The following is a 21,531-nucleotide window of genomic DNA, read 5'->3' on the forward strand; positions in this document are numbered from 1 at the left end:
GCTGTCCGCCGTAGCCTCGACCCGGGGAGACCGCCGTGCCCAGCCACCGCCTCCTGCGCCGCGCCGTCATGGCGCTCGCCGTCTGCGCGCTCGCCACCGTCGCCGTCCCGTCCTTGCGAGCGCCGCTTCACGCCCAGGATCTCGACGCGACGCGCCCGATCGACCGCCTCGATACCGTGTGGATCGAGGAAATGACGTGGATGGAGGTGCGTGACGCCCTCGCGGAAGGCATGACGACCGCAATCATCGGCACCGGGGGCATCGAACAGAACGGTCCCTACCTGGCCAGCGGCAAGCACAACTTCGTGCTGCAGGCCACCGCGGAGGCGATCGCGCGCGAACTGGGGAACGCGCTCGTCGCCCCCGTCATCAAGCTGGTCCCGGAGGGGAGCATCGATCCGCCCTCCGGGCACATGCGCTACCATGCCACGATCAGCGTCCGGCAAGAAACGTTCGAGGCCATGCTCACCGACGTATTGGGCAGCCTCGCCGCGCACGGATTCGAGAACCTCGTCCTCATCGGGGACAGCGGCGGCAACGTCAGCGGCATGGAGAACGTCGCCGCCGCCCTGAATGCGGCCTGGGCCGGCCGACCGGCCCGCGTCCACTTCATCCCCGAGTATTACACCGAAGACATCTACAGTTGCGACTTTCTGAAGGAGGAACTGGGGATATTCCAGCAACCGGACGAGTGCGTCGCCACCCGCAACGAGTACCACGACGACTATCACTATTCGTCAATCATGGCGACGGTCGATCCGAGCACGATCCGGGGGAATCAGCGCATGGACGCCGGACTCTTCTCCATCAACGGCGTCGACCTCTCGCCGGTGGAGCGGACGATCGAGAACGGTCGGCGACTCGTCGACTACCGCGCCGAGATCACCGCCCGCGCTATCCGCCGCGCCATCGACGGCAACGACTGACGCACGCCGGATTCGTTCAGGCCGCGTTACCGCGTCCGGCCGCGGCGCCGTTGAACACCTTCGTCTCGATCCGGGCCACGCGTTCGGTGATGTCGAGGCGGAATCCGTTCACCTCGCCGCGGAGCTCGCTCACGTCACTTCGAACGCCCTGGATCTCTCCCCGAAGCTCCTCGCGCATCCCGAGCATCTCTTCCCGAAGCCCGTGGATCTCGCCGCGCACTACCGTCCGCAGTCCCTGCATCTCGCCGCGCACTTCCGTCCGCAGTCCCTGCATCTCTCCACGCAGTCCCTGCATCTCCCCGCGCAGGCCGTGGATCTCGCCCCTCACGTCCCCCTGCAGGCTCTTCATGTCGTCCCGCAGCCCGTAGGTGGTTGTGAGGGTGAGCCCGGCCAGCGCCGCGCCCACCGCGAGAATTCCGATGAGTTCCACTCCCATTCCCGTTTGGCCTCCTCCGGAACCGTATGACGTGCCGCGGCGCCTCCGGCCACGGTCCTCGGCCCTACGTTCCGGGTAACCCTCAACCTGGGATCAACTGACGGCCGCGTCTACCTCCCTGTCACAATGTCAGTTGCGGGGATCGGAACCGCCGCCGCCCTGCGGCCGTCGGTCCCAGTAGTCGGTGGGACGGTCGTCGCTCATGAGCGCGTCCTCGTCCACCCAGTAGTGCTCGCCGAACGGCTTGGGGTCGGGCCACACCTCATCCAGCGTGTCCGCGTCGTACACGATCCCGTCCTTGATCACGAGGCGGATATCCGTCGTGTTCCGGATGTCGTCGAGCGGGTTCGAGTCGAGGACGATGAAGTCCGCCAGCTTGCCCTCGGCGAGCGATCCGGTCTCGTGCTCCAGACCCAGGAAGTGGGCCCCGTGGATCGTCCCGATCTCGATCCCCGTCATCTCGTCGGTCCCGGCCGCGGCCATCCACACTTCGTAGTGGGAACCGAGGCCGTGCAACTGCCCGTGTGAGCCGATCGCCCCCCAGCCGCCCTCCTCGATGATGTCGCCGAGGCCGCGCGCGAGGAGGGGGGAAGCTGTAGTCGGTCTCCGGGCGCATCATGCGGCGCCGGGTGGAGGGGATGAGCATCCGCCACGGGAGCCAGCGGCGCATCTTCTCGTCCTTCCACACCTCGTACGTCTGGAAGAAGTACTCCTCGTTCCACGCGCTGGGACCGCCGACGATGAAAGTGGGGGAATACACGGCGTCGGCGTGGCCGAAGAACTTGGCCACGTCTCCGTACAGGGGCACGTAGCTCATCGGGTGCTCCCACCCGGTATGGCCGTCCATGATCATGCCCATGTTGTACTCGATGTCGCCGCCCTCGGCGGTGACGCGCAGGCCGCGCTCGCGGGCCGCCTCCGTGACCCACTGCCGCTGGTCGCGCCGAGGCTGCAGGTACTCCTTGATCATCACCGCGCCCCACGACGCGAGGCGCGCCACGTTCTGGTCTGCGACCTCCCGGCTCGTGATCTCGTTCTGGCGCGCTCCGTCGCCCGAGTACACGGGGTCACCGGTGCTGTAGGTGCGCGGGCCGATCATCGCGCCCGCCTCGACGAGTTCGGCGGCGGGGAAGACGTTGGAGGACCACTGCGAGTTGTCGAGCGTCGTCGTGATCCCGTACGCCATGTAGATCGCCGACTCCCAGTTGCGCTGCGGGATCACGCCCACGTGGTCGCGGTGGTGGTGCGCGTGCATGTCGATGAGCCCGGGCATGATCGTCGTGCCGGAGGCGTCGATCACGTGGTCCGCGCCGGCGGTGTCGCAGTCGCCGATGCAGGCCAGGCGGCCGTCGCGCACCACGATGTCGCCGCCCTCGATGACCTGATCATCCTCGACCGTGATGATCCGCGCGCCGGTGAAGGCGACGCTCCCGCGCGCGATGTGGCGCGGGAGTTCGAGATCGATCGGCGTCTCGGCCGTCTCGCCGCTGTTGGGGTCGTGCGTGTAGTAGCGCGGACCGCTCACGAACTCGAGCGTGTTCGAGTCGCGCCAGCGGGGGTGGATCCCGCCCTCGAAGCTGAACCTGCGTGACCGGGAGCTGGCCGCTGCGCTTGGCGATGCGGACGATGTTGGACCCCGTCCCGCCGTACGGGAACGGCATCCGATACACGTTGTCGCCCTCCTGAAAGGCGAGCCACGCCCCGTCCGGCGACACCGCCGCCTCATCGGCGTCCGGCAGCGTGAAGTGGACGCGGCGGTCGCTTCCGTCGAGGAGGATGGAGGCGATCTCCGTACCTGCCGGCTCGCCGTCGTCCGGCCCGAGGGCCTCCGGATAGAAGAGGCGCCCCTCCGGGCCGAACGACGCCTGCGCGACGGGCCGCCGCGGCATGAGCGGACGCCCGCCCGCGTAGGGCCGCGCCACCTTGGTTATCAGGGTCGCGTCGCCGCCTTCCGCCGGCACGCGCACGAAGTCGAAGAACTGGTTGCTGGCCACGGTGCGGCCGTGGCTCGTCGCCCCCGACCCGCGAGTGACGACGATGTCCCGCCCGTCCGGACTCCACACCGTGTTGAGGTATTCGCCCCTTTGCGTCGTGAGCTGCTGCGGCTCACCTCCGTCCGCGGGGACCCGCCACACGTGACCTTGGTCGGCGTCCGCCCAGCTCGTGAAGGCGATCGAGCCCCCGTCCGGTGACCACGCCGGCGCCATTTCGAAGGGTGAGAACGAGTCCGGTGTGAGCCGCCGCGGGGTTCCGTCCGGGAGGTCCATGATCCACACCCGTCCCACCGCCTGGAAAGCGAGCCGGCTCCCGTCCGGCGAGGAGGCGGTCCAGCGCGGGAACTTCACCCTGAACGTCTCGCCCAGCGCCATCTGCGGCCGCCCCGCCATCTCCGAGATCGTGCGCTGCACGCGGGCGGTGAAGGGGATCGTCGTCACGGTACCCTCGAGATCGACCCGGCGGATCTTCCCGCCCGCCGAAGTCACGATCGAGCGCGAGTCCGCGCCCCAGCTGTAGCCCGGCAGATCGCGGGACACCTTCATCCCCTCCGCCATATCCACCTCGATCGGGTCCATGAGAACGCGCTCATCCCCCGTCTCGAGGTCGCGCAACCAGAGCGCCGTCCGGGGTCCGAAGCGCAACCCATCGTGCGAGATCGTCCCGTCCGGGATGCGTCGTGCGAAGGCGAGCCAGCGCCCGTCCGGGGACGGCTCCGGCGCGATCGCCCCGCCGCTCGAGGTCTGCCCCTGCTGCACCATGAGCCCGGAGGTGATCTCGTCCACCCGTCCCGTCTCGAGGTCGAGCCGCCGGATCTGCTTGTGCCCCTGCATGACGTCGGTCCGCCCGGACCAGGTGCCCGGGGGCGCCGTGCGGATCTGGAAGTAGAGCGACATGCCGTCCGCCGAGAACGACGGCCAGGCGGCGCCGGAATAATCCGAGCCGACGAGTTGCACGCCCTCCCCGCCGTCCTTCGAGTACATCCACAGGCCCGGCGCGGGACCGCCGCCGCCCCGCCGCGTCGAGGAGCGCCGCACGACGATGAAGCGACCGTCCGGGCTCCACGCCGGCTCCCAGGCGCGCAAGCCCTGATCCTCGAATACCGGGCGCGGGTTCGAACCGTCCGCGTCCATCAGCCACAGGTTGCTCTGTCCCCCGCGATCCGAAATGAAGGCGATCGTCGAACCGTCGGGCGACAGGGCCGGGTGATAGTTGACGGCCACGCCGGTGTTCTGCGTGAGGACCGTCGCCTCGCCGCCCGTCGCCGGCAGGCGGTAGATGTGTCCGAGGAGGTCGAACACGAGCCACTCTCCGCCCGGCTCGAGGTCGATCGACATCCACGTTCCCTCGTCCGTCGTGAAGTCGATCTCTCGCGTCTCGCCCATCGGCGCCGTCACATCCCACGCCTGCGAGGCGTCGCCTTCCTGCGGGAGCGCGGCGGCCCCGGGCGCGGCAAGGGCCAGAGCCAACAGCGCCAGGAGGCCGGCTTGAGCCGAACAGGTGCCGAGAGCCGAACAGGTGCCGAGAGCCGAACGGGTGTCGAGAGCCGAATCGGTGCGGGAATCGCGCATGGTGGAACCTCCTTACGATGTTGTGCGGCGCTCGAGCCTGGTGGCGTCGAGGATCCGGCTCGCCAGTTCCTCGATCGAGCAGCGCGTCGCGTCGATGAAGGGGATGTCGAGGCGCTCGAACAGCGATTGCGCCTGACGGATTTCGAAGCTCACCTGGCGGGGCGAGGCATAGCGGCGGCCGATCCCGCGCGCGCTCCGCAACTCCCCCAGGCGATGGGGTTCGATCGTGAGCCCGTAGATCTTGTCGCGGTGCGGCCAGAGGGCGGACGGGACCCGTCGCTCCTCCAGATCGCTTCCCGTGAGAGGATAATTCGCGGCGAACACGCCGTACTGAAGCGCGAGATACAGACAGGTCGGGGTCTTTCCCGATCTCGATACGCCGATCAGGACGAGGTCGGCGTTGTCGTATCCCTGCGGGTTCGAGCCGTCGTCATGAGACAGCGCGAAGTTCATCGCCTCTATGCGGCGGTCGTATTCCCGGTAGTTCTGGATCCCGTGAGACACGCCCATCGCGTGCTGCGACTTGTGCCCGAGTTCCTGCTCGAGCGGGGCGAGGAAGGAGTCGAAGAAATCGAGGAAGAGGGCATCCGTCTGCGCCACGATTTCGCGCACGGCGGACCGCACGTCTTCCTTCACCAGTGTGCTGAAGACGATGGGCGGCGACCCCTGCACCCGGGCGGCGGCGTTGATGTTCAGGGCGGCCCGTTTCGCCTTGTCGACGGTGGAGACGAATGGTACGGTGATTTTCGTGAAGTCGAGGGCGTCGAACTGCGCGATCAGGCTCTGGCCGAGCGTCTCGGCTGTGACGCCCGAATGGTCGGAGACGAAGAAAACCGTTCGCCTGGGTCAACAGATGCCGTAAGATTCGTATCTTGTTGTAAACATTGGTGTTACGAGTTGGGCAGGTTGGATTCCTGCTGTTTGAGTCCCGCCAAATGGGATTCTCAGGCCTGAACCCCGCGGCGGCCTTCCAACGCCTCCCTGAGTTGTCCCTCGTCGGCCTGCTGGTAGCAGCGGAGAACCGTCTTCGCGTTCTTCCATCCGCCCAGCTGACACAAGACCTTGAGGGGAAGGTCCATGAGATCGGAAGCGAACTTCCGCCTCAGCGAGTGCCAGCCGCGACCACGCTTCGGTTCGAGACCGGCGAGCCTCTCGGCTGTCCGCCACCTTCCGCCGAGCATCCAAGGCCTCACGCAGATCAAGGGATCCTGCGTGGAGGGTAGCACCGGAGCGTTGCCTCTCGCGGGGTTTCTCGCTCGTGCCCCCTCAAGTGCGGCGATCGCCTCGTCGGTCAGCGGCGTGGTGTGCTCGTATCCGGTCTTCTCGTGCTCCGCGCGCCACCGGATGGTCTTGTCCTCGAAGTCGATGTCGAACCACCGAAGCTTGCGGATCGCTCCGATCCGGTGCCCCGTTTCGTGCGCGAGCACGAGCGCGACGTGGAACCGCCAGTCGACCCGGCGCGACACCTTCAGAAGCGCCCGGTACTCCTCGCCGGAAAGCACGACCCGGAGCGGGTTCTTCTCGACGGGCGTTTTCAAGCCCCTCAGTGGATTCGATTCCAGGAGCAAGCGGCCCTGCTCGTCCCTGGACCTCGCGGCCCAATTCAGTATGGCGACCAGAAACCTCAGGTCGCATTCGATCATTCGGTTCGACACGGGCTTCCCGCTCGGCCCCACCCTGCCCGCCCTGCGCTCCCGGATGAATCGGTCCCAATCCCGCTGAGAGAGTGTTTCCGGCCTTCGGTTCGGTCCGAGGAACCCGAGGAACATCCGCATCGCGACCCTGTCGCGCTCCTGCGTCCGCTTGGCCTTGGTGGGCGTCACTTCTTCGCCGTAGATGTCAAAAAGCCTTTCCAACGTGAGCGGCTCGGGCTCGGCCTTGCCGTTGGGCTCGTGCATCGCGAGGCCCGCAGCGGCTTCGTCCGCCTGACGCTTGGCCCGCGTCCAGTCCCGGTGTTTCAGGGACCGAGTGAGCCTGCGCCCGTTCTCTCGCCACTCGATCTGGAAAATGCCGGTCTTCGGGTCAGGAAACACCCTCACCCGGTTCCGGCCCCACTCGCCGGCGCTGTAGCTCCGCCGGTCCCGCTTCGTGCGTGCCATCATTCGATTCCTCTGATGATGGACCGCACGATCTGCGCGTCCGAAACTTCGCTGAGCGGTGTTGCCCGCGCCAGATCCAGCCCTGCCCGTAGCCATCAGCGGCTCGGACCCTGATCGCGGTCCGGTCCCGGGCGGCGCATCAGATACGGAGGCCGCGCGGTCTCGCGACGACGGATGTCCCGAAATACTCAGCCAAGCGTGTCGCCAGCGCGTCGAGCCGCTCGATTCGCATCTGCAAGGCTTCGTACTCCGCGCTCTGCCGCTCGACGCGCTGTCGCAAGGCTTCGATCTCTCCGCCTTGCCGCTCGACGTGCCCTTGCAAGGCTTCGACCTGCTCGGAGTGCCGCTGCTGCTCCGTTTCGTACTGCGCGCACAGCCTCCGCAAGGCCCTCGTCAACTGCTCCTCTAACGCGGTCATAGACCTCCTTTACTCGTTCGACAGCTTCAGCGCCGGACGATCCCCGTCCACCCACCAGGGCGGATCGGCCAGCGTCCCCTTCGGCAGCACCACGACCCGCTCTCCCTCGATCTCCAGCAGCGCGACCCCCCAGGTGTCCACCTCCAGTTGGGCCAGCGTCCGCCGGGCGTCCTCGATGTCCCGGTTCAGTTCGGCGCGGGTCACGATCCGGTCCTGGATGCTCATCGCCAACCAGCGCATCGTCGCCCAGCTTCCGCCGAAGAAACCGATCCAGAGACTCAGGCCGACGATCAGCGGCCGTTGCCACGCCTTGACCAGCAACTCGCGCATCTTGCCGGTCGCCTCCTCCGTATCGCGCTCGATGGTACGCAGCGCGCTCCTCGCGACGAACCGCGAGTGCTCGGCGAGCCTTTCGAGCTCGTTCGCGGTCAGCTCCTCGATCTCCCTGCGCTCGCTCTCCAGCCGCATCCGCAGCCGTTCGGTCAAATCGTTCGCGTTGGAAATCAACTCCGTACACTTCTCCTTTCAGTCGCCACCGGTCCCCGGTCTCCGGGTCCAGCGCGGTGATGTAATCCATACCCTGGCGCGGCACTTCGAGGCCCGCCTCCCGGAGCGCGGCGACAACATCGTGGCGGTCCTTGACCGCACCATGCTCGACACGCTGGAGCAGGTAGTCCCGAAGTAGGTCGCGGGGGGAGGATTCGAGCCGGAGACCGGCCCGCAGCCGGGTCGCCTCGATGTAGGCGCGGTGGCCGGGGTGTTGCACTCTGGCCCGCTCCGGGTCGTCGGGTCGGCTCCAGCCGTGTTCGTGGTTGAAGGCGTCGCGCAGCGGATCGAACGTCCGCTGCCAGCCCGGAGGCGCAATATTGAGGCTCCGCCCGGTCTCCAGGTCGCACCGGGCGGCGAGGACATGGACGTGAGCGCCTCCGCCCTCCTCACGGTGCAGGACGGCCGCCCAGGCGTATCGGTCGGGCTCCAGCCCCGCCCACGCCGTCTTCTCGAACTCGTCGAGCACAGCTTCGATCTGTTCGTCGGTGGGGTGGTCCTCCGGTGCCCAGGCGATTACGCCGGAGGTGTACCTGTGCTCGAAGTCGAGCGAGTCGGCCACCGAAGCCACCATGTCCGGGTTCCCGCGCAGCACCTCAACGCCTTCGCGCGGCTTCCCGGTCGCGTCCCGCTCCCCGAGGAGGTAGCCGGCCGCCTTGCCGGCCGAGCCGGTCCCGTGCGCTAAGAACTTAACGTGCATCGCGCTCCGGATTCTCGAATCGAGCCAGCGCGCCGAGCGCGCGCTCGATGGCAACCAGACGGGTCAGGACCTCGACGGCCTCGGCCGCACCCTTGTGGGTGTTTGCCCACTTGGCGATCTGGTTGAGGTTGTTCCCGACGCGGGATACCTGCCGGGTACGCTCGCGCTCGACCTCGGCGGCGCGGGCCGTCCAAGTCCGTGTTCGGGCCATGGCCCTCCGGATCAGCGCGGACAGCGGCACGCCGGCGGCCTTCGCCTTGGCCCGCCAGTCGGCGGACTCGGCCGCCGACACGCGGGCGGTGACGACGGCAGTGCGGCGCTCAGGCATCACGCCGCACCGGCACGGGGGAAAGGGGGCGGCGCCCCCATCCGCGACCTCTCGGGAGCGCGAACAGCGGGGGGTTCGAAGGGGGGGCGGGAGCCAGCCCCTCGCCAGCCCCATTGTATGACAATGGGTAGGCTGGCTTACCGGCCTTAGCCGCGCCAAACGAGCCCGTGGGCCGCGCCCGTGAACGGTCCGGCTCAACCCGCGGCATCTGCGTCCTCCACGGGCTCACGCGCCCGCGCCGGGCAAGGGTTCCGGGCATGGATGCCGCAAGACTCGGGCGCTCCCCGGATGCCGGTCAGTGCTGGCCCGGCGATCCAGCCAGCCCAGGGGCTTCACCGCCTTCTCGCGTCCTTCGGGTGAGTGACCGCCCGCCAGGCTCGGGCGGCCGCGCCGTGACGGCACGAGAGTCCGTAGTGGAGATGGCATCCGGCTCGAACCCTCCCCTCAACCGCCGCGAACCGCCTCCTCTCCATCTCCATGGCATGAAGGCGAACATGGAGTCGGCAAGTCGTGCAAGTGGGTGGGAAATAGGCCATTTCCCACGTCGCGCCGAGGCAACGAGTTGCAGCATCGGGGTCCGGCCACGCGCCGCCAATCGCGCCTTGATGTCCGTCCCGCTTACCGTCCCTCCAGAGGTCCGAGACGTTCGGGGGCTTCATCACCAAGGCCGTCGGGGACGGCGCGTCGGGGTCCCTGAGGGAAGTGTCTACCCGCGTGCTGAACCGGTGCTTCCGCGTCTCCATGCCTTGAACGCTGAGTAGCCACCCGCCAGCAAGTCAACCCGCCCGGAATCTCCTATTTGTCGATAACGTCTGAGGAGGTCCAATAGCGTCGAGTAGCCGGCGGAGGTCGTCGCCAACGGGGCGGAGAAACACCCCCGAGATCGCTGGCAGTCGGGCAGCTGTAGGGTGCGATGCTAATCGATCGGAATGAAGACCTTCCGAAGAGGGATCATCGCTCGTGCCTCCGGCTCCAGGCGCTCGTAGTGGTCGGTGAGGAGCTTGATGAACTCGTCGCGCGTCAGCGTGGTCACGGAGACCCCGGACGGAACGCGCTCAGCCTCGTACAGTGCCTCCCGAGAGAACCCGCCCGTCGAGACGAACAAGCCTCGGTCCCTTCCTCGCAGAGTAGCGATGAAGTTGCGCAGGTCGACCGCGCCCGCGCGCTGATTCCTCTGCTTCACCTGGACCTTGATGCGGGGTGATTCAAGTCCAAGGGCGTCGGACTGGGCGATCACGTCCACTCCTCTGTCCGCGCCCGCGGCTGTGCGGCTGGCGAAGTACCCCATGGCTCGCAGGAGGGCTGCTACGAGTTCTTCGAAGTCAAACGGGTCCATGTGGGTGATCTTGTCCGAAATCAGCTCTTCGGCCTGTCCTCGCACTTCTTCGAAGAGTTGCGTACCCGCCCCCTCGTCAGACCCTGTGTCAGGATCGGGCTTGACTTCCTTGCCGGACGCGAGGGCCTCGATCTCCGCTCTGTGTTCGTTCATCGAAAAGAGCGTCAGCGTGCTTCCGGCGCTGTTCTTGGCCTGCACGGAGAGCTTGTCCCGTGAGATGCGCGTCGTCCAAGAGACCGGGCGGATGTGATGAAGCTCACGGTCCTGGTCAGGCTCGTAGCGGTACGGCCCGGCGCAGGTCCCGATCATGATTTCTCGCGTGTCCTGGATCGGGGTGAGGATTGTGTCCCCTTGCTTGATTTCGTGGACGAAGCGGTAGAGCTGGCTCGCCCAGTTGACCGCTCGCCCCTTCTTCATGTTCGGGTATTGGCGCGTCAACACCGACAGGATTGCGTCCCGTGACTTCAAGGCCGAGGCGCTTTCCTCCATACCGAAGCCAATCGCGGCAATCCCGATCTCTTCGAACTCGTCGGCGTAGGCGCCGCCCGTTCCAGCCCGAACGACCCAAGTGTTGGCGTTAGCCACGTGGAACTCCCTCCGTTGGCTCTTTGAACTGATCGCACCCGCACCCGGTCAGAATGGAGATGCCTCCTCTTCGGCACCAGCTGCCGCGTAGGCCAGCCGGAACGCGGTTTCGGACAGCCACCGCCGAAAATCCGCGTTGTCGGAGAAGCGCTTGAAGAGTCGAGTGTCGTCCTGCATCATCGCCAGCACCGCTCGCTGTAGCGCCTTGTCGGATTCGACGCGAGCGTTTTCACTGTCGGAGTTCCGCCGCGCGTTCTTGAACCTGGCGTCCTTCGCGACCGCGGCCGGGATGTCCTCCGTGGCCGTCCGGATGACCCGGTCAGGGTCCCCCCACTCGATTCCGCCGAACAGGTCGTTGAACTCGTCGATGATCGTCGACAGCCGGTCGGTCTCGATCTCGCCCCTGCCTCCGCCCTCGCCCGTCTGGACCGGATTGATCTCCGCGTCCTCGTCCTCAAGAATGATCTCCCGGACCTTGTGCTTCTCGACGCGGTAGCTGTCCATGTCGATCCTCTCGAGGATGCCCTTCGACAGATCGGGCTCCTCCGGCGCGGGCAGCTTCGGGATCAGGAAGTTCAGGAAGATCGATCGCTCCTCCCAGCCCAGGTTGGTGTAGGGCAGGATCGAGGAGAGGAACGCGTAGGCGCGCGCGAACGCCTTGGCGCTGCCCTTGAACCGGACCTGCTCGTCCTCGTCCAGATCTCCGAGGTAGGCCGCGACGCACCCGTCGAGGATGGGGTCCATCTGGGTGCGCTCCGCGCCGTCCAGGTACAGCTTCACGAACGCCCGGACCTGATCGGGAGCGAAGACCTGCGCCCCTTCGAGGTCGGCCTGCAAGTCGTGGAGCCGGTTGGGGTCGGTCTCGTCGGACAGGACCGTGGTCCGGTAGTAGTCCGAGAAGGCCTTCGTGATGGTCTCTGTGTCGTTCAGGAAATCGAGCACGAACACGTCCCGCTTCTCCGGGTGCGACCGGTTGAGCCGCGAAAGCGTCTGGACCGCCCGGATCCCCGAAAGCGTCTTGTCCACGTACATCGTGTGCAGAAGCGGCTCGTCGTAACCGGTCTGGAACTTGTCCGCGCAGACGAGGAACCGATACGGATCCTCGCGGAACGTGTCGGCGATCTTCGACGAGGGCAGGCCGTTCAGGCTGGCCTCGCTCACCCGGCCTCCGCCGTAGTCGTGCTCGCCCGAGAACGCGACGAGCGCCTCGTGGGGGCTCCTGCGCTCCTTCAGATAGTCGCGGATGGCGTGGAAGTACTGGATCGCGCGCTCGATGCCGTTCGTGACCACCATCGCCCGCGCCTTGCCGCCGATCCGGTGCTGCGCCAGCACCTGTTCGTGGAAGTGATCCACCATGATCTCGGCCTTGAGCCGGATCGCGTGCTCGTGGCCCTCGACGTAGCGCCGGAGTTTCTTCCCGGCCTTCCGGACATCGTACTCCGGGTCCTCCTCGACCGTCTTGGCGAGCCTGTAGTAGCTCTCGACCGGCGTGTAGTGTTCGAGCACGTCCAGGATGAACCCCTCCTGGATCGCCTGCTTCATGCTGTAGGTGTGGAACGGAAGCCGCCTGACCGTGCCGTCGCTCTGCGGGTCCGGCTCGCCGAAGAGTTCGAGCGTCTTGTTCTTGGGCGTCGCGGTGAAGGCGAAGTAGCTGGCGTTGTCGAGCATCTTCCGGCGCTCGATCTCGTCGTTGATGCGGTCCTCGTAGCTCTCGTATCCGTCCTCGCCGTCCCCTTCGCCGAGCGCGGCCGACACGGCCCCGGCGGTCTTGCCGCCCTGGCTCGAATGCGCTTCGTCGATGATGATCGCGAAGGCCCGGTCGCGGTGCCCGCTCCCGATCTCATCGAGGATGAACGGGAACTTCTGGATCGTCGTGATGATGATCTTCTTGCCCTGCTCGATGAACCGCCGGAGATCGCCCGACCGCTCGGCGTGCCCGACGGTCGATCCGACCTGCGCGTACTGCTTGATCGTGTCGCGGATCTGTTTGTCCAGTATCCGCCGGTCCGTGACCACGATGATCGAATCGAAGACGGTCTTGCCGTCCTTCTTAAGGGGGATCATCTGGTGCGCCAGCCACGCAATCGAAAAACTCTTGCCACTGCCCGCCGAGTGCTGGATCAGGTATCGCTTCCCGGCCCCGTGACGCTTCGCGTCGTCCAGCAGGCGGCGCACCACGTCGAGTTGCTGGTACCGGGGCCAGATCTGGACGCGCTTCTTCCTGCCCGTCCTGGCGTCCTTCGGAGCCAACATCTGGGCGTAGTCCTCGATGATGTCCGTCAGGCTCTCGCGGGGCAGCACCTCGCGCCACAGGTACTCGATCTTGAGACCGTCCGGGTTGGGCGGGTTGCCCGCGCCCTGGTTCCAGCCCCGGTTGAACGGCAGGAACCACGAGGACTTGCCCTTCAGGTGGGTGCAGAAGCGGATCTCGCTCTCGTCCACTGCGAAGTGCGCCACGCAGCGCCCGAGCCGGAAGAGCGGCTCCCTCGGGTTGCGGTCCTTCTCATACTGCCGGACGGCGTCGTGGACCGTCTGCTTCGTGAGGTTGTTCTTGAGCTCGAATGTGAAGACTGGGAGACCGTTGATGAACAGCCCGATGTCGAGCGCGCGCTGAGTCTCGTCCCTGCTGTAGCGTAGCTGGCGGGTGACGGTGAAGCGGTTCAACTCGAATAGCCGCCGGGCCGTCTCGTTGCCCGCCGATGGCGTGCCGTGGAAGAGCTCCAGGTGGTGGGGACCGTGCCTGACGCCGTGGCGCAGAACGTCGATGGTGCCGCGCTTGTTGATCTCGCCCTGCAGCCGGGCCAGGAACTTGCGGCGCGCGGGGCAGTCCTCGGCGAGGCGGAGGGCGGCGGCGGACTCGGGTTGAGTGGCGTGGAGGAAGGTCCGGAGTTGGACCAGATCCACGCAGTACTCGCGGTTGTAGTCGCGACCGTTGCCGGGCGACCAGCCGACGCCGCCGTATCCGGGGGTGGGCTCGCCCACGGTGCCGCTCGGCGGCGGATCGCAGGGATCGCCGGTCAACGCCTCGCAGATCAGGCGTTCAAGGCCCCGTTCGGAAGTGTCCGTGGTCATGTCAGCCGCGATGCGGGATCGGCACTTCGACGGCTTGCCCCGGACGCACCGCCTCGATGGCCTCGGCGATCTCTGCGGTGCGCAGGCGAACCTGAGACCAGTCCGTGGACAGCAATGCGACGAGCCCGACCCGCCACCGAGACAGGTTCTGTTGGTGGGCCAGGCTCTGGTCGGTCGTCACCAGAACCGCGTATCCCTCTCGCTCCGCCAGATCGAGCAACTCACCGTTGCTCTTCTCGGACCAGCCCTTCTCCGCCAGCGTGTCCACGGAGTGTCCGGGCAGGTGTCTCCGCAGAGGCGCGGGCGTGCCCTGGTCGAACAGCAGCTTCAACGCGCCAACGCCGTTCTCAACGTATTCGCCTCGTGTTCGAGCACCGCTCTTACCTGCCGTTCCTCGACCCCCGGAAACCACTCGACGAAATCTTCGACGGTGGCACCGCTGGCAAGGTTCTCGTAGAGTGCGAACAACGGAATCCGCGTGCCCGAAAAGACCCAGGCTCCGCTCACCTTGCCCGGGGTCCGCTCGACGGCCGCGCAATCCTTCCAGTTCGTCATGGTATGGCCTCCTTCGCCATCTCGTGTGCAGTTGAATGTAAGTTCGATGCGGTGGGGATGGGGTCGGCCCGGTCGCGATCATCGGCGAGCGGGTCGGTCTCCGGTAGTCTGGCTGCCGCGTCTCGCGCGTCGAGCTTGCCCGTCACGACATCGGCGATCAGACGGGTGCGGTACTCGTCAAGCAACTCCAAACACGCTTCCGCCGATGCTATCAATCCCTCGATTTTCCTCACCTGGATTGCGACGTATTCCAGGACGGAGAGCTGTTCTTTTTCGGGCGGCAGGAACACGGTCGTCGAGAGGAACACGTCATCATACAGACGGAGGAAACCAGCAGTCCCCGTCCCCAAGCCCGTGGAAACCCGCCGGAAGTGCGAACGATAGGCCGATGTCCTCAACAGATCGCTCAAGTACTTCATTTGGAGCGGTGCCGTCTTGTCGAACACAGAGTAGTCGGGGCTGACGAGCCCATCGACACCTGAGCAGAACACGAGCCCGTTGTTGGCCTGCAAGCGATTGACCACGAGCTGTCCTACAGCGAGCTGCTTGTAGCCTACCAGCGTCCTTCCCTGTGGTGGCCGGGTAAAGTGCTCAGAGTAGACCACTACTCCGTGGTCTCGCCGCAACGACAACAGCGTCTCTTCTCCGGTACTGGACCGCCGGTCGACCACGCGGAGGATGGTCTTCAGGCGGCGCCTCTCCCAATGCTCCGGCACCTTTCCCAGCCACTCGACGCCGGAGTCCTTGTAGGCCGGATAGGGCTGGCCGGTTCGGACATCGATCCGGCCCCTGACGGCCTCGTGGATCAGCGCCCGCTTCCGCTCCTCCAATAGCTCGACCAGCCGTTCCTTCGCCCGGATGTAGCGCCGGATGCGACGGTCGGCGTGGTCCAAGAAACGGGCGATGGCGGTCTGTTCAGTGAGAGGTGGAAGCGGGACTCTCATCGACCTGATCGCGTTCTGCGACAGGCCATACCGCGTCACGCCTGCTGCTGCGACCTGACATTGCCATGCTACACGGGATTCCTTCAGCGCTTGGAAGAGGTATCCTCCGTCGAGGGATGCCCCATTGGGCCTGAGCATCGCCAAGTGGTATCCGCAGACGAGATCGTGTGAGGCGTACTCAACGAGGGCTGGCACGCCAATGTCCGACCAATCCTCGGAGTCCTTGGTGATTAGCACGTCCCCCACGGCTAGCCGAAACTTCCGTATCTCCCGCTCCTTGGCAGTTCCAGCCACGAACGGAACGCGGGCACCGATCCGGTCGTTGTGGTATACGTCCACATAGTTGCACAACCGAACGGGGGATTCTCCTTCACGGATGTGCTTATCGACGTTGCTGACCCGCAAGTCGGCAACCGTCGCCATTCGCCGCACCTCCCAATGCTCCGGCACCTTCCCCAGCCACTCGACCCCGGCGTCCCTGTAGGCCGGATAGGGCCGGAGGCCGGTGGCCCTCATGCCGAGAACGGGCTTGGTGCCATCGATCATTGAGCGGTGTCTCCGTCCCCCATCTGCTTCTCGAACGCTTGGCGCGCGAGGCCCATCACATAGGGCAACTCGCTTGGATCACTGATGCTGGCCTCTGCATCCCCGTTCCCCCAGCGTCCAAGGTTCGTTACATCCCTGGCGAGTGCCCTTGGGTCGTGGAGTTCATGGAAGGGCATGTTCAGCGAGAGGCGTAGACGGCTCCGCAGTGGCACGACGTCAACAAAGTTGGTCTCGGCTTTGTAGGCGACGTAGAGCCTCAGGATCTCCTCGGTGACGTCGGGATCAAGGGCCAAGAGTTCCTTGCGCAACGCGTCGAAGAGCGGCCGCATGGGACTTCTCTTGGTGAGGTTGGGGTGATCGGCAAGCGTGTATCGAGCTCGGCGCCCCTCGTTCGGTCGATACGCATCCAACACCTCGGCCGGCAGTTGAGGGGGTGCCCACACTCTTGCAGCCTTCTCGGCAAGCCGCTTCGCCCGCGCCTGGATGGCGGCTTCGTTCCAGATGTCGACAGATCTAAGACCCTCGTTCAGCCTCAGCGGGCTTTCGGCGAGACCGCCCCGCATATCGCGCTTCTCGAGGAACGATCGGTCTCCGTACTCCGAGTTATAGCCAGTGAGCGTCAGGTTCCCGAGGGTGTGTAGCCAGGTCTCTTGCACTCGTTCCCACTCTGGGCCGAGCTCTTGCCGCCACTTGGCCGATAGATTCTCGTTTTGCGGCATGATGTGCTCAATGGTGTACTCGTCCACTGGCACGTGCTCCTTGCGGCCGTCGTTCTCGATGCGGCGCAGCCAGTAGCTACGACGCGGGAAGTTGTAGAGGTCGCGCGCGGATAGTTCGCGCTTGAATTCATGATCGCCGGGAAAGCGTCGATAGGTCGGCAAGGTCAGGAAGTGCGCCTCGATGCTCTCAAGGTAGCGGTCCTCTTGGAGCGCACGTCCGAAGGTGGCGAAAGTCTTGTTAAGAGAGTTGGTGGGAATGGCACACACCGCGCGGCGGAACACGTAGGCTTCGACCAACCGTACAGCCCGGACGAGGTCGTCCTTCGACAGCTTGCGCTGGTGGTATTCGTCATAGAGCTCCAAAAGGAAGGGAAAGGCCACGTCCACCTTGAGCGCCCGGATATCCTGGAACGCTGACCCGAGGTCCTTGTCGGCCTCCTTGCCGAGCGCCATCGCGCAGTAATGCCCAGCGTACTTTTGGATGTCAGCGACCAGGGTGCCCATGCCAGCTGCCGTCACCTCGGGCGAACGGGCATGGCCTTTGAAGGCTTCGTAGACGGCCCTGATGTTCGGAATCGCACCGGTCTTGAGAGTCAAGTAGTGACGCATGAACTTGTCGAAGTGCGATCCGTAGGCCGCCTGCCCAAAGGCGACCTCCATCGGCCTCCAGTGTGCCTCGTAGAGATGCTCTTGTTGGGTGGGGTCGAGGCCCATCAGGATGAAGTTGCGGATCAGGTCGGCCTGACTGAGCGCTCGGCCGGTCGAGTTCATGCTCTCAAAGATAAGTTGCGGGTTATCCTGATCGCGACTGAGGGCGATATCCACGATCATCAGCTTTGCGATGCCCTTGCACAGCGTCGTGAGGTCGGTCGATATCTCCAGCACCCGCTTCTCGAAGAAGGCGAAGTTGTCCGTGACGCGAAGCGAGGGCTCCGCCGGTTCCGGTCGCTGTTGCACTAGGGCGAGCAGGCTCTGCTTGTCTGTCTGCGTGAGCAGGAGTTTGAAGGCGCGCTCGCCCTCTTCCAGCGGGTTTAGGAGGTAGTAGTGGCGGAGTTTTTTTGCCGAGAAACCGTCCACGGGTTCCTCGTCCCCCAGTTGCCGCGCCAAGGCTTCGAGCAGGAGCATCACGGTCGTCAGGCGCTGCTGACCATCGATGACGAGGAGCGGGGACTGGTTGGAGACTTGGTAGAGCCCTTGTTCAATGTAAACTACGGAGCCGACGAGTGAGCTGCGATGTCGTCGCTGCGGCCCGCCCGCAGGATATCGTCCCAGAGCTGACGGCACTCGGGCTCCGTCCAGCTATAGGTGCGCTGGTAGATCGGGATCACGAATTGGGGGGACCGTTTCAGGAACTCAAGGAACTTCGCTTCAGTGGCCTTCACGATGCACTCCACTCAAGGTCGTCCCCGGCTTCCTAGACTTCGGGATGCACGCGAAGAAGGGATCCTCGCGCACCCGCCTTTCGAGCCATCGCGAGAGCTCGGCATATGACATGTCGGCGATCTCGTCGCTGATCCGATTCCTGATCTCGCGCATCGATTTCACGCAGTCGAACGGCTTCCGTTCGGCCTCACTCGTCATCTTCAAGCTCCTTCGGGGTGCGAATGTCGACAGGAGGATAGCCCGACAGCTGGTTCACCTCATTGTATTGACGGATCCGGCGCAGGTTCACCATGTGCCGGAAGTTCCAGCTGGCCAGCACGTCCACCTCGGCCACGGTCGCAGCGGCAATGTGCAGGGCGTCGGCGCGCATCCCCTCGCCAAGCGCTCCGCTCTCAATATACCCATTCGCCAGGGTCTCCACTTCGCGTGTGACCTCCATTCTCTCCAGGTGTTCCGGGCCGATGGACGGCAGCACCCGGCGCACGGGCTGGGGAGCCCATAGGAGCTCGCCCGCTGTGACAGCCGAAACCACGAGCGTAACCTCTCCGTCCCGGCATCGCTCGATCAGCCGACGAGAGGGTTCACGGAACTCCTCGTCCTCGCAGCCTCCGATTACTGAGGTGTCGACGTAGACGCGGAGCTTGGTGGGAACCAGACTCTTCGCGTGTCCCAGCAAGCCCCCCAGCAACCCTTCCGTCTCGCGCTCGACCGCCAGAATGTCGTCCCCGATCTCTTCGAGCGTCCGCATCGGCTCGGGCTTGTGGAAGTATCGGTTGAAGCTGATTTCGTAGCCGATCCTCACGCTCTTCACAACGTACCACGCATCCCCGGCGTAGGGAAGTACCTCGCGCCGCAGGAACCCTTCGATCCCACCCTCTTCCTTCAACGGAATCTGCTCGGTGTCCCTGAGCGCCGTGTCAGGCTCGTACTCGATGACGCGAGTCTTCGAGCCGTCGCGAGACTCGAACAGCCCCCGGATCGGGTCGGGCGCGGTGCCTCGCCGGTGGACTCTCTTGACTACCGGCTCCGCCTTCTCGTCCCGCTCGGCCAGCGCGGTCTGCAACAGCTTCTTTCGCTTGGCGGTAAGCTTCGCGCGACAACCGGACATCTCGGCCTTGAGCACGTCGAGAAAGACGTTGAAGTCGAAGTGAGGCCCCGGGCCGAGTGTCTTGGCCGCCCGCTCCACGGCGTTCGCGAGCGGCTCCTCCCCGGCATCACGGCACGCCTCGGAGAACCCGGAGGAGCGATCGAGTGACAGATCCACCTTCAGCCTCAGCGGCCGCTCGACCGTCACCTTCCAATACCCGAACGCCTCGTTGTCGAAGACCCGGCTCTCCTCCGTCTCCTCGAAGTCGAGGAACGTCCGGCAGATCCTTCCGATGTCCTCCGGCCCGAGTTCGCAGTTCTTCTTCCCCAGGTTCTTCCTGAGCGGACGGAACCACCTGGTCGCGTCGATCAGCTGCACCTTGCCCCGCCGGTGCTCGGACTTGCGGTTGGTCAGCACCCAGACGTAGGTGGCGATGCCGGTGTTGTAGAACATGTTGAGCGGCAGCGCGACGATGGCCTCCAGCCAGTCGCTCTCGATGATCCACCGGCGGATGTTGCTCTCGCCCTGGCCCGCCGATCCGGTGAACAGCGAACTGCCGTTGTGGACCTCGGCGATCCGGCTGCCGAGCGGGGTGTCCCGCTTCATCTTCGACAGCTTGTTGGCCAGGCATTGACTCCGAGTCTGGTATCTGGCTGTATCACTTGGCCTTACGGGATTTCGTGGTCCATTTCCCGCTGTTTGGTTCCCGCCAAATGAGATTTCAGTCGTGTGCCCCGCGACGGGCTTCCAGAGCCTTCCGAAGCTGTCCCTCGTCGGGCCTCTGGTAGCAGTTGAGCACCGTCTTGGCGTTCTTCCAGCCGCCAAGCTCGCAGAGCACTTTCAGCGGCTGGTCCATCAGGTCGCTCGCAAACTTGCGCCTCAGCGAGTGCCATCCCCTCCGGTGCTTCCGCTCCATCCCGGCGAGTTGCTCGGCTCTGCACCACCAGATGCGCGCCTGCGACGAGCTCACGCATCCTAAGGGATACTTCGCCGAGGGCAGCACCGGCGCGTCCCCGATCCCGGGGCTCCGCCTCCACGCCTGCTTGAGCACGGCGAGCGCCTTGGCGGACAACGGGGTCCGGTGCTCGTATCCCGTCTTCTCGTGCTCGCTCCGCCACCGGATCGTTTCGCCGTCGAGGTCGATATCGGCCCACCTGAGGTGCCGGATGGCCCCGATTCGGTGCCCGGTCTCGTGCGCCAGCACGAGTGCGACGTGGAACCGCCAGCCGACCCGGCGGGACACGTCCAGAAGCGCCCGGTATTCCTTGTTCGTCACGACGACGCGAACCGGGTTCTTCTCGATGGGTTTCCTGAGACCCTTGAGCGGGTTTCTGTCGAGCAGCAGGCGGCCGTGCTCGTCTCTCGACCTCGCGGCCCAGTTGAGCACCGCCATCAGGAACGTGAGGTCCCTTCCGATGGTCTGGTCGGACACGGGCTGACCGCTCGGACCGACTCTGCCCGCGCGCCGCGCCCGTATGAACCGGTCCCAGTCCCTTCGCGACAGCGTCTCGGGTCTTCGGTTCCGACCGAGGAAGTCGAGGAACATCGCCGTCGCCGCCCGGTCGTGCATGCGGGACGAAGACCCCTTGGTCGGCGTCACCTCCTCCCCGTAGATGTCAAAAAGCCCTTCCAGCGTGAGCGGCTCGGGTTCGGCCACGGCCTTGCCGTTGGGCTCGTACGTCGCGAGGCCTGCGGCGGCCTCGTCGGCCTGCCGCTTGGCTCTCCTCCAATCCCGGTGTTTCAGGGACCGAGTGAGCCTTCGCCCGTTCTCGCGCCACTCAATCTGGAAAATGCCGGTCTTCGGGTCGGGAAACACCCTCACCCGGTTCCGGCCCCACTCGCCAGCGCTGTAGCTGCGCCGGTCCTGCTTCGTGCGTGCCATCATTCGATTCCTCTCGCGATGGACCGCACGATCTGCGCGCCCGAAACTTCGCTTAGCGGTGTTGCCCGCGCCAGATCCAGCCCTGCCCGTAGCCATCAGCGGCTCGGACCCTGGTCGCGGTCCGGTCCCGGGCGGCGCATCAGATACGGAGACCGCGCGGTCTCGCGCCGGTGGGTATCCCGGAATACTCGGCCAAGCGTGTCGCCAGCACGTCGAGCCGCTTGATTCGCACCTGCAAGGCTTCGTTCTCCTCGCTCTGCCGCTCGACGTGCCCTTGCAAGACTTCGACGTGCTGCTGCAAGGCTTCGACCTGCTCGGAGTGCCGCTGCTGTTCCGTTTCGTACTGCGCGCACAGCCTCCGCAAGGCCCTGGTCAACTGCTCCTCTAACGCGGTCATAGACCT

At 65.5% G+C, this 21,531-nt stretch carries 18 protein-coding genes and 5 pseudogenes; 3 read left to right on the top strand and 20 right to left on the bottom strand.

The genetic code is table 11. The features are described 5' to 3' along the window. The first annotated feature begins 35 nt into the window (after positions 1–35). Positions 36–926, top strand: a complete 891-nt coding sequence (locus ACOOGH_RS01335) for a creatininase family protein (RefSeq protein WP_420447212.1) — start codon at positions 36–38, stop codon at positions 924–926. Between the two features lie 16 nt (positions 927–942). On the opposite strand, the gene ACOOGH_RS01340 is transcribed toward ACOOGH_RS01335, so the two are convergent. From ACOOGH_RS01340 to ACOOGH_RS01350, 3 genes and pseudogenes are all read right to left on the bottom strand, one after another. After that, complete coding sequence (locus ACOOGH_RS01340; protein WP_420447213.1) at positions 943–1,362, bottom strand: hypothetical protein; 420 nt, start codon at positions 1,360–1,362, stop codon at positions 943–945. A 129-nt stretch (positions 1,363–1,491) separates the two neighbouring features. Further along, positions 1,492–1,668 carry a hypothetical protein gene (locus tag ACOOGH_RS01345; protein ID WP_420447346.1) on the bottom strand — a complete coding sequence of 59 codons (177 nt, stop codon included), beginning with the start codon at positions 1,666–1,668 and terminating at the stop codon, positions 1,492–1,494. A gap of 42 nt (positions 1,669–1,710) precedes the next feature. Then, positions 1,711–1,845, bottom strand: a pseudogene (locus tag ACOOGH_RS01350) (amidohydrolase family protein); the annotation flags it as partial. Positions 1,846–2,000: 155 nt separating this feature from the next. Here ACOOGH_RS01350 and ACOOGH_RS01355 point away from each other — a divergent pair. Next, positions 2,001–2,174 (top strand): hypothetical protein, encoded by a 174-nt coding sequence (locus ACOOGH_RS01355; RefSeq protein WP_420447214.1) that lies wholly within the window; start codon positions 2,001–2,003, stop codon positions 2,172–2,174. A 573-nt stretch (positions 2,175–2,747) separates the two neighbouring features. Here ACOOGH_RS01355 and ACOOGH_RS01360 read toward each other — a convergent pair. The 5 genes and pseudogenes from ACOOGH_RS01360 to ACOOGH_RS01380 form a co-directional block, all read right to left on the bottom strand. Next, positions 2,748–4,928, bottom strand: a complete 2,181-nt coding sequence (locus tag ACOOGH_RS01360) for a hypothetical protein (protein WP_420447215.1) — start codon at positions 4,926–4,928, stop codon at positions 2,748–2,750. Between the two features lie 12 nt (positions 4,929–4,940). Next, positions 4,941–5,771 (bottom strand): annotated as a pseudogene (locus ACOOGH_RS01365) (pyruvate, water dikinase regulatory protein); the annotation flags it as partial. A gap of 101 nt (positions 5,772–5,872) precedes the next feature. Beyond that, positions 5,873–7,030 carry a tyrosine-type recombinase/integrase gene (locus tag ACOOGH_RS01370; RefSeq protein ID WP_420447216.1) on the bottom strand — a complete coding sequence of 386 codons (1,158 nt, stop codon included), beginning with the start codon at positions 7,028–7,030 and terminating at the stop codon, positions 5,873–5,875. Between the two features lie 136 nt (positions 7,031–7,166). Beyond that, the gene (locus ACOOGH_RS01375) at positions 7,167–7,445 is read right to left on the bottom strand and encodes a hypothetical protein (RefSeq protein WP_420447347.1); all 279 of its coding nucleotides are present in this window, start codon (positions 7,443–7,445) and stop codon (positions 7,167–7,169) included. A gap of 9 nt (positions 7,446–7,454) precedes the next feature. Further along, positions 7,455–7,952 (bottom strand): hypothetical protein, encoded by a 498-nt coding sequence (locus tag ACOOGH_RS01380; RefSeq protein ID WP_420447348.1) that lies wholly within the window; start codon positions 7,950–7,952, stop codon positions 7,455–7,457. On the opposite strand from ACOOGH_RS01380, the gene ACOOGH_RS01385 reads away from it, so the two are divergent. Beyond that, a complete protein-coding gene (locus ACOOGH_RS01385; protein ID WP_420447349.1) occupies positions 7,942–8,130 on the top strand; it encodes a hypothetical protein in 189 nt (62 codons plus the stop codon). The two genes, ACOOGH_RS01380 and ACOOGH_RS01385, sit on opposite strands and share 11 nt — an antisense overlap. A gap of 171 nt (positions 8,131–8,301) precedes the next feature. Here ACOOGH_RS01385 and ACOOGH_RS01390 read toward each other — a convergent pair. From ACOOGH_RS01390 to ACOOGH_RS01445, 12 genes and pseudogenes are all read right to left on the bottom strand, one after another. Next, positions 8,302–8,691, bottom strand: a pseudogene (locus ACOOGH_RS01390) (relaxase/mobilization nuclease domain-containing protein); the annotation flags it as partial. Then, a complete protein-coding gene (locus tag ACOOGH_RS01395) occupies positions 8,681–9,019 on the bottom strand; it encodes a plasmid mobilization protein (RefSeq protein ID WP_420447217.1) in 339 nt (112 codons plus the stop codon). The gene ACOOGH_RS01395 and the pseudogene ACOOGH_RS01390, both read right to left, overlap by 11 nt. Positions 9,020–9,935: 916 nt before the next feature. After that, positions 9,936–10,940, bottom strand: coding sequence for a restriction endonuclease (locus tag ACOOGH_RS01400; RefSeq protein ID WP_420447218.1), 1,005 nt, complete (start codon positions 10,938–10,940; stop codon positions 9,936–9,938). A gap of 48 nt (positions 10,941–10,988) precedes the next feature. After that, positions 10,989–14,012, bottom strand: a complete 3,024-nt coding sequence (locus tag ACOOGH_RS01405) for a type I restriction endonuclease subunit R (RefSeq protein WP_420447219.1) — start codon at positions 14,010–14,012, stop codon at positions 10,989–10,991. 1 nt (position 14,013) lies between these two features. Beyond that, the gene (locus tag ACOOGH_RS01410) at positions 14,014–14,280 is read right to left on the bottom strand and encodes a hypothetical protein (protein ID WP_420447220.1); all 267 of its coding nucleotides are present in this window, start codon (positions 14,278–14,280) and stop codon (positions 14,014–14,016) included. A gap of 59 nt (positions 14,281–14,339) precedes the next feature. Further along, entirely contained in the window at positions 14,340–14,567 is a 228-nt protein-coding gene (locus ACOOGH_RS01415) for a DUF433 domain-containing protein (protein ID WP_420447221.1), read from the bottom strand. Continuing rightward, positions 14,564–16,057 (bottom strand): restriction endonuclease subunit S, encoded by a 1,494-nt coding sequence (locus ACOOGH_RS01420; protein ID WP_420447222.1) that lies wholly within the window; start codon positions 16,055–16,057, stop codon positions 14,564–14,566. Before ACOOGH_RS01420 ends, ACOOGH_RS01415 begins: the two co-directional genes overlap by 4 nt. Then, positions 16,054–18,158 (bottom strand): annotated as a pseudogene (locus tag ACOOGH_RS01425) (GmrSD restriction endonuclease domain-containing protein). The gene ACOOGH_RS01420 and the pseudogene ACOOGH_RS01425 overlap by 4 nt, the downstream one beginning before the upstream one ends. Beyond that, entirely contained in the window at positions 18,145–18,357 is a 213-nt protein-coding gene (locus ACOOGH_RS01430; protein WP_420447223.1) for a hypothetical protein, read from the bottom strand. Before ACOOGH_RS01430 ends, ACOOGH_RS01425 begins: the two are co-directional and overlap by 14 nt. 460 nt (positions 18,358–18,817) lie before the next feature. After that, positions 18,818–20,008 (bottom strand): annotated as a pseudogene (locus ACOOGH_RS01435) (HsdM family class I SAM-dependent methyltransferase); the annotation flags it as partial. Continuing rightward, complete coding sequence (locus ACOOGH_RS01440; RefSeq protein WP_420447224.1) at positions 19,968–21,224, bottom strand: tyrosine-type recombinase/integrase; 1,257 nt, start codon at positions 21,222–21,224, stop codon at positions 19,968–19,970. The gene ACOOGH_RS01440 and the pseudogene ACOOGH_RS01435, both read right to left, overlap by 41 nt. 43 nt (positions 21,225–21,267) lie before the next feature. Continuing rightward, complete coding sequence (locus tag ACOOGH_RS01445; protein ID WP_420447350.1) at positions 21,268–21,525, bottom strand: hypothetical protein; 258 nt, start codon at positions 21,523–21,525, stop codon at positions 21,268–21,270. Between the last annotated feature and the right edge of the window lie 6 nt (positions 21,526–21,531).

Origin of the sequence: Candidatus Palauibacter sp. (assembly GCF_965213655.1) — a bacterium.
Classification (GTDB): domain Bacteria; phylum Gemmatimonadota; class Gemmatimonadetes; order Palauibacterales; family Palauibacteraceae; genus Palauibacter.

Coding starts and splice junctions, on each gene's coding strand:
- ACOOGH_RS01340 (WP_420447213.1), bottom strand. CDS start 1,362: ATGGGAGTGGAACTCATCGGAATTCTCGCGGTGGGCGCGGCGCTGGCC.
- ACOOGH_RS01355 (WP_420447214.1), top strand. CDS start 2,001: ATGAGCATCCGCCACGGGAGCCAGCGGCGCATCTTCTCGTCCTTCCAC.
- ACOOGH_RS01360 (WP_420447215.1), bottom strand. CDS start 4,928: ATGCGCGATTCCCGCACCGATTCGGCTCTCGACACCCGTTCGGCTCTC.
- ACOOGH_RS01370 (WP_420447216.1), bottom strand. CDS start 7,030: ATGATGGCACGCACGAAGCGGGACCGGCGGAGCTACAGCGCCGGCGAG.
- ACOOGH_RS01375 (WP_420447347.1), bottom strand. CDS start 7,445: ATGACCGCGTTAGAGGAGCAGTTGACGAGGGCCTTGCGGAGGCTGTGC.
- ACOOGH_RS01395 (WP_420447217.1), bottom strand. CDS start 9,019: ATGCCTGAGCGCCGCACTGCCGTCGTCACCGCCCGCGTGTCGGCGGCC.
- ACOOGH_RS01405 (WP_420447219.1), bottom strand. CDS start 14,012: ATGACCACGGACACTTCCGAACGGGGCCTTGAACGCCTGATCTGCGAG.
- ACOOGH_RS01415 (WP_420447221.1), bottom strand. CDS start 14,567: ATGACGAACTGGAAGGATTGCGCGGCCGTCGAGCGGACCCCGGGCAAG.
- ACOOGH_RS01420 (WP_420447222.1), bottom strand. CDS start 16,057: ATGATCGATGGCACCAAGCCCGTTCTCGGCATGAGGGCCACCGGCCTC.
- ACOOGH_RS01430 (WP_420447223.1), bottom strand. CDS start 18,357: ATGACGAGTGAGGCCGAACGGAAGCCGTTCGACTGCGTGAAATCGATG.
- ACOOGH_RS01440 (WP_420447224.1), bottom strand. CDS start 21,224: ATGGCTACGGGCAGGGCTGGATCTGGCGCGGGCAACACCGCTAAGCGA.
- ACOOGH_RS01445 (WP_420447350.1), bottom strand. CDS start 21,525: ATGACCGCGTTAGAGGAGCAGTTGACCAGGGCCTTGCGGAGGCTGTGC.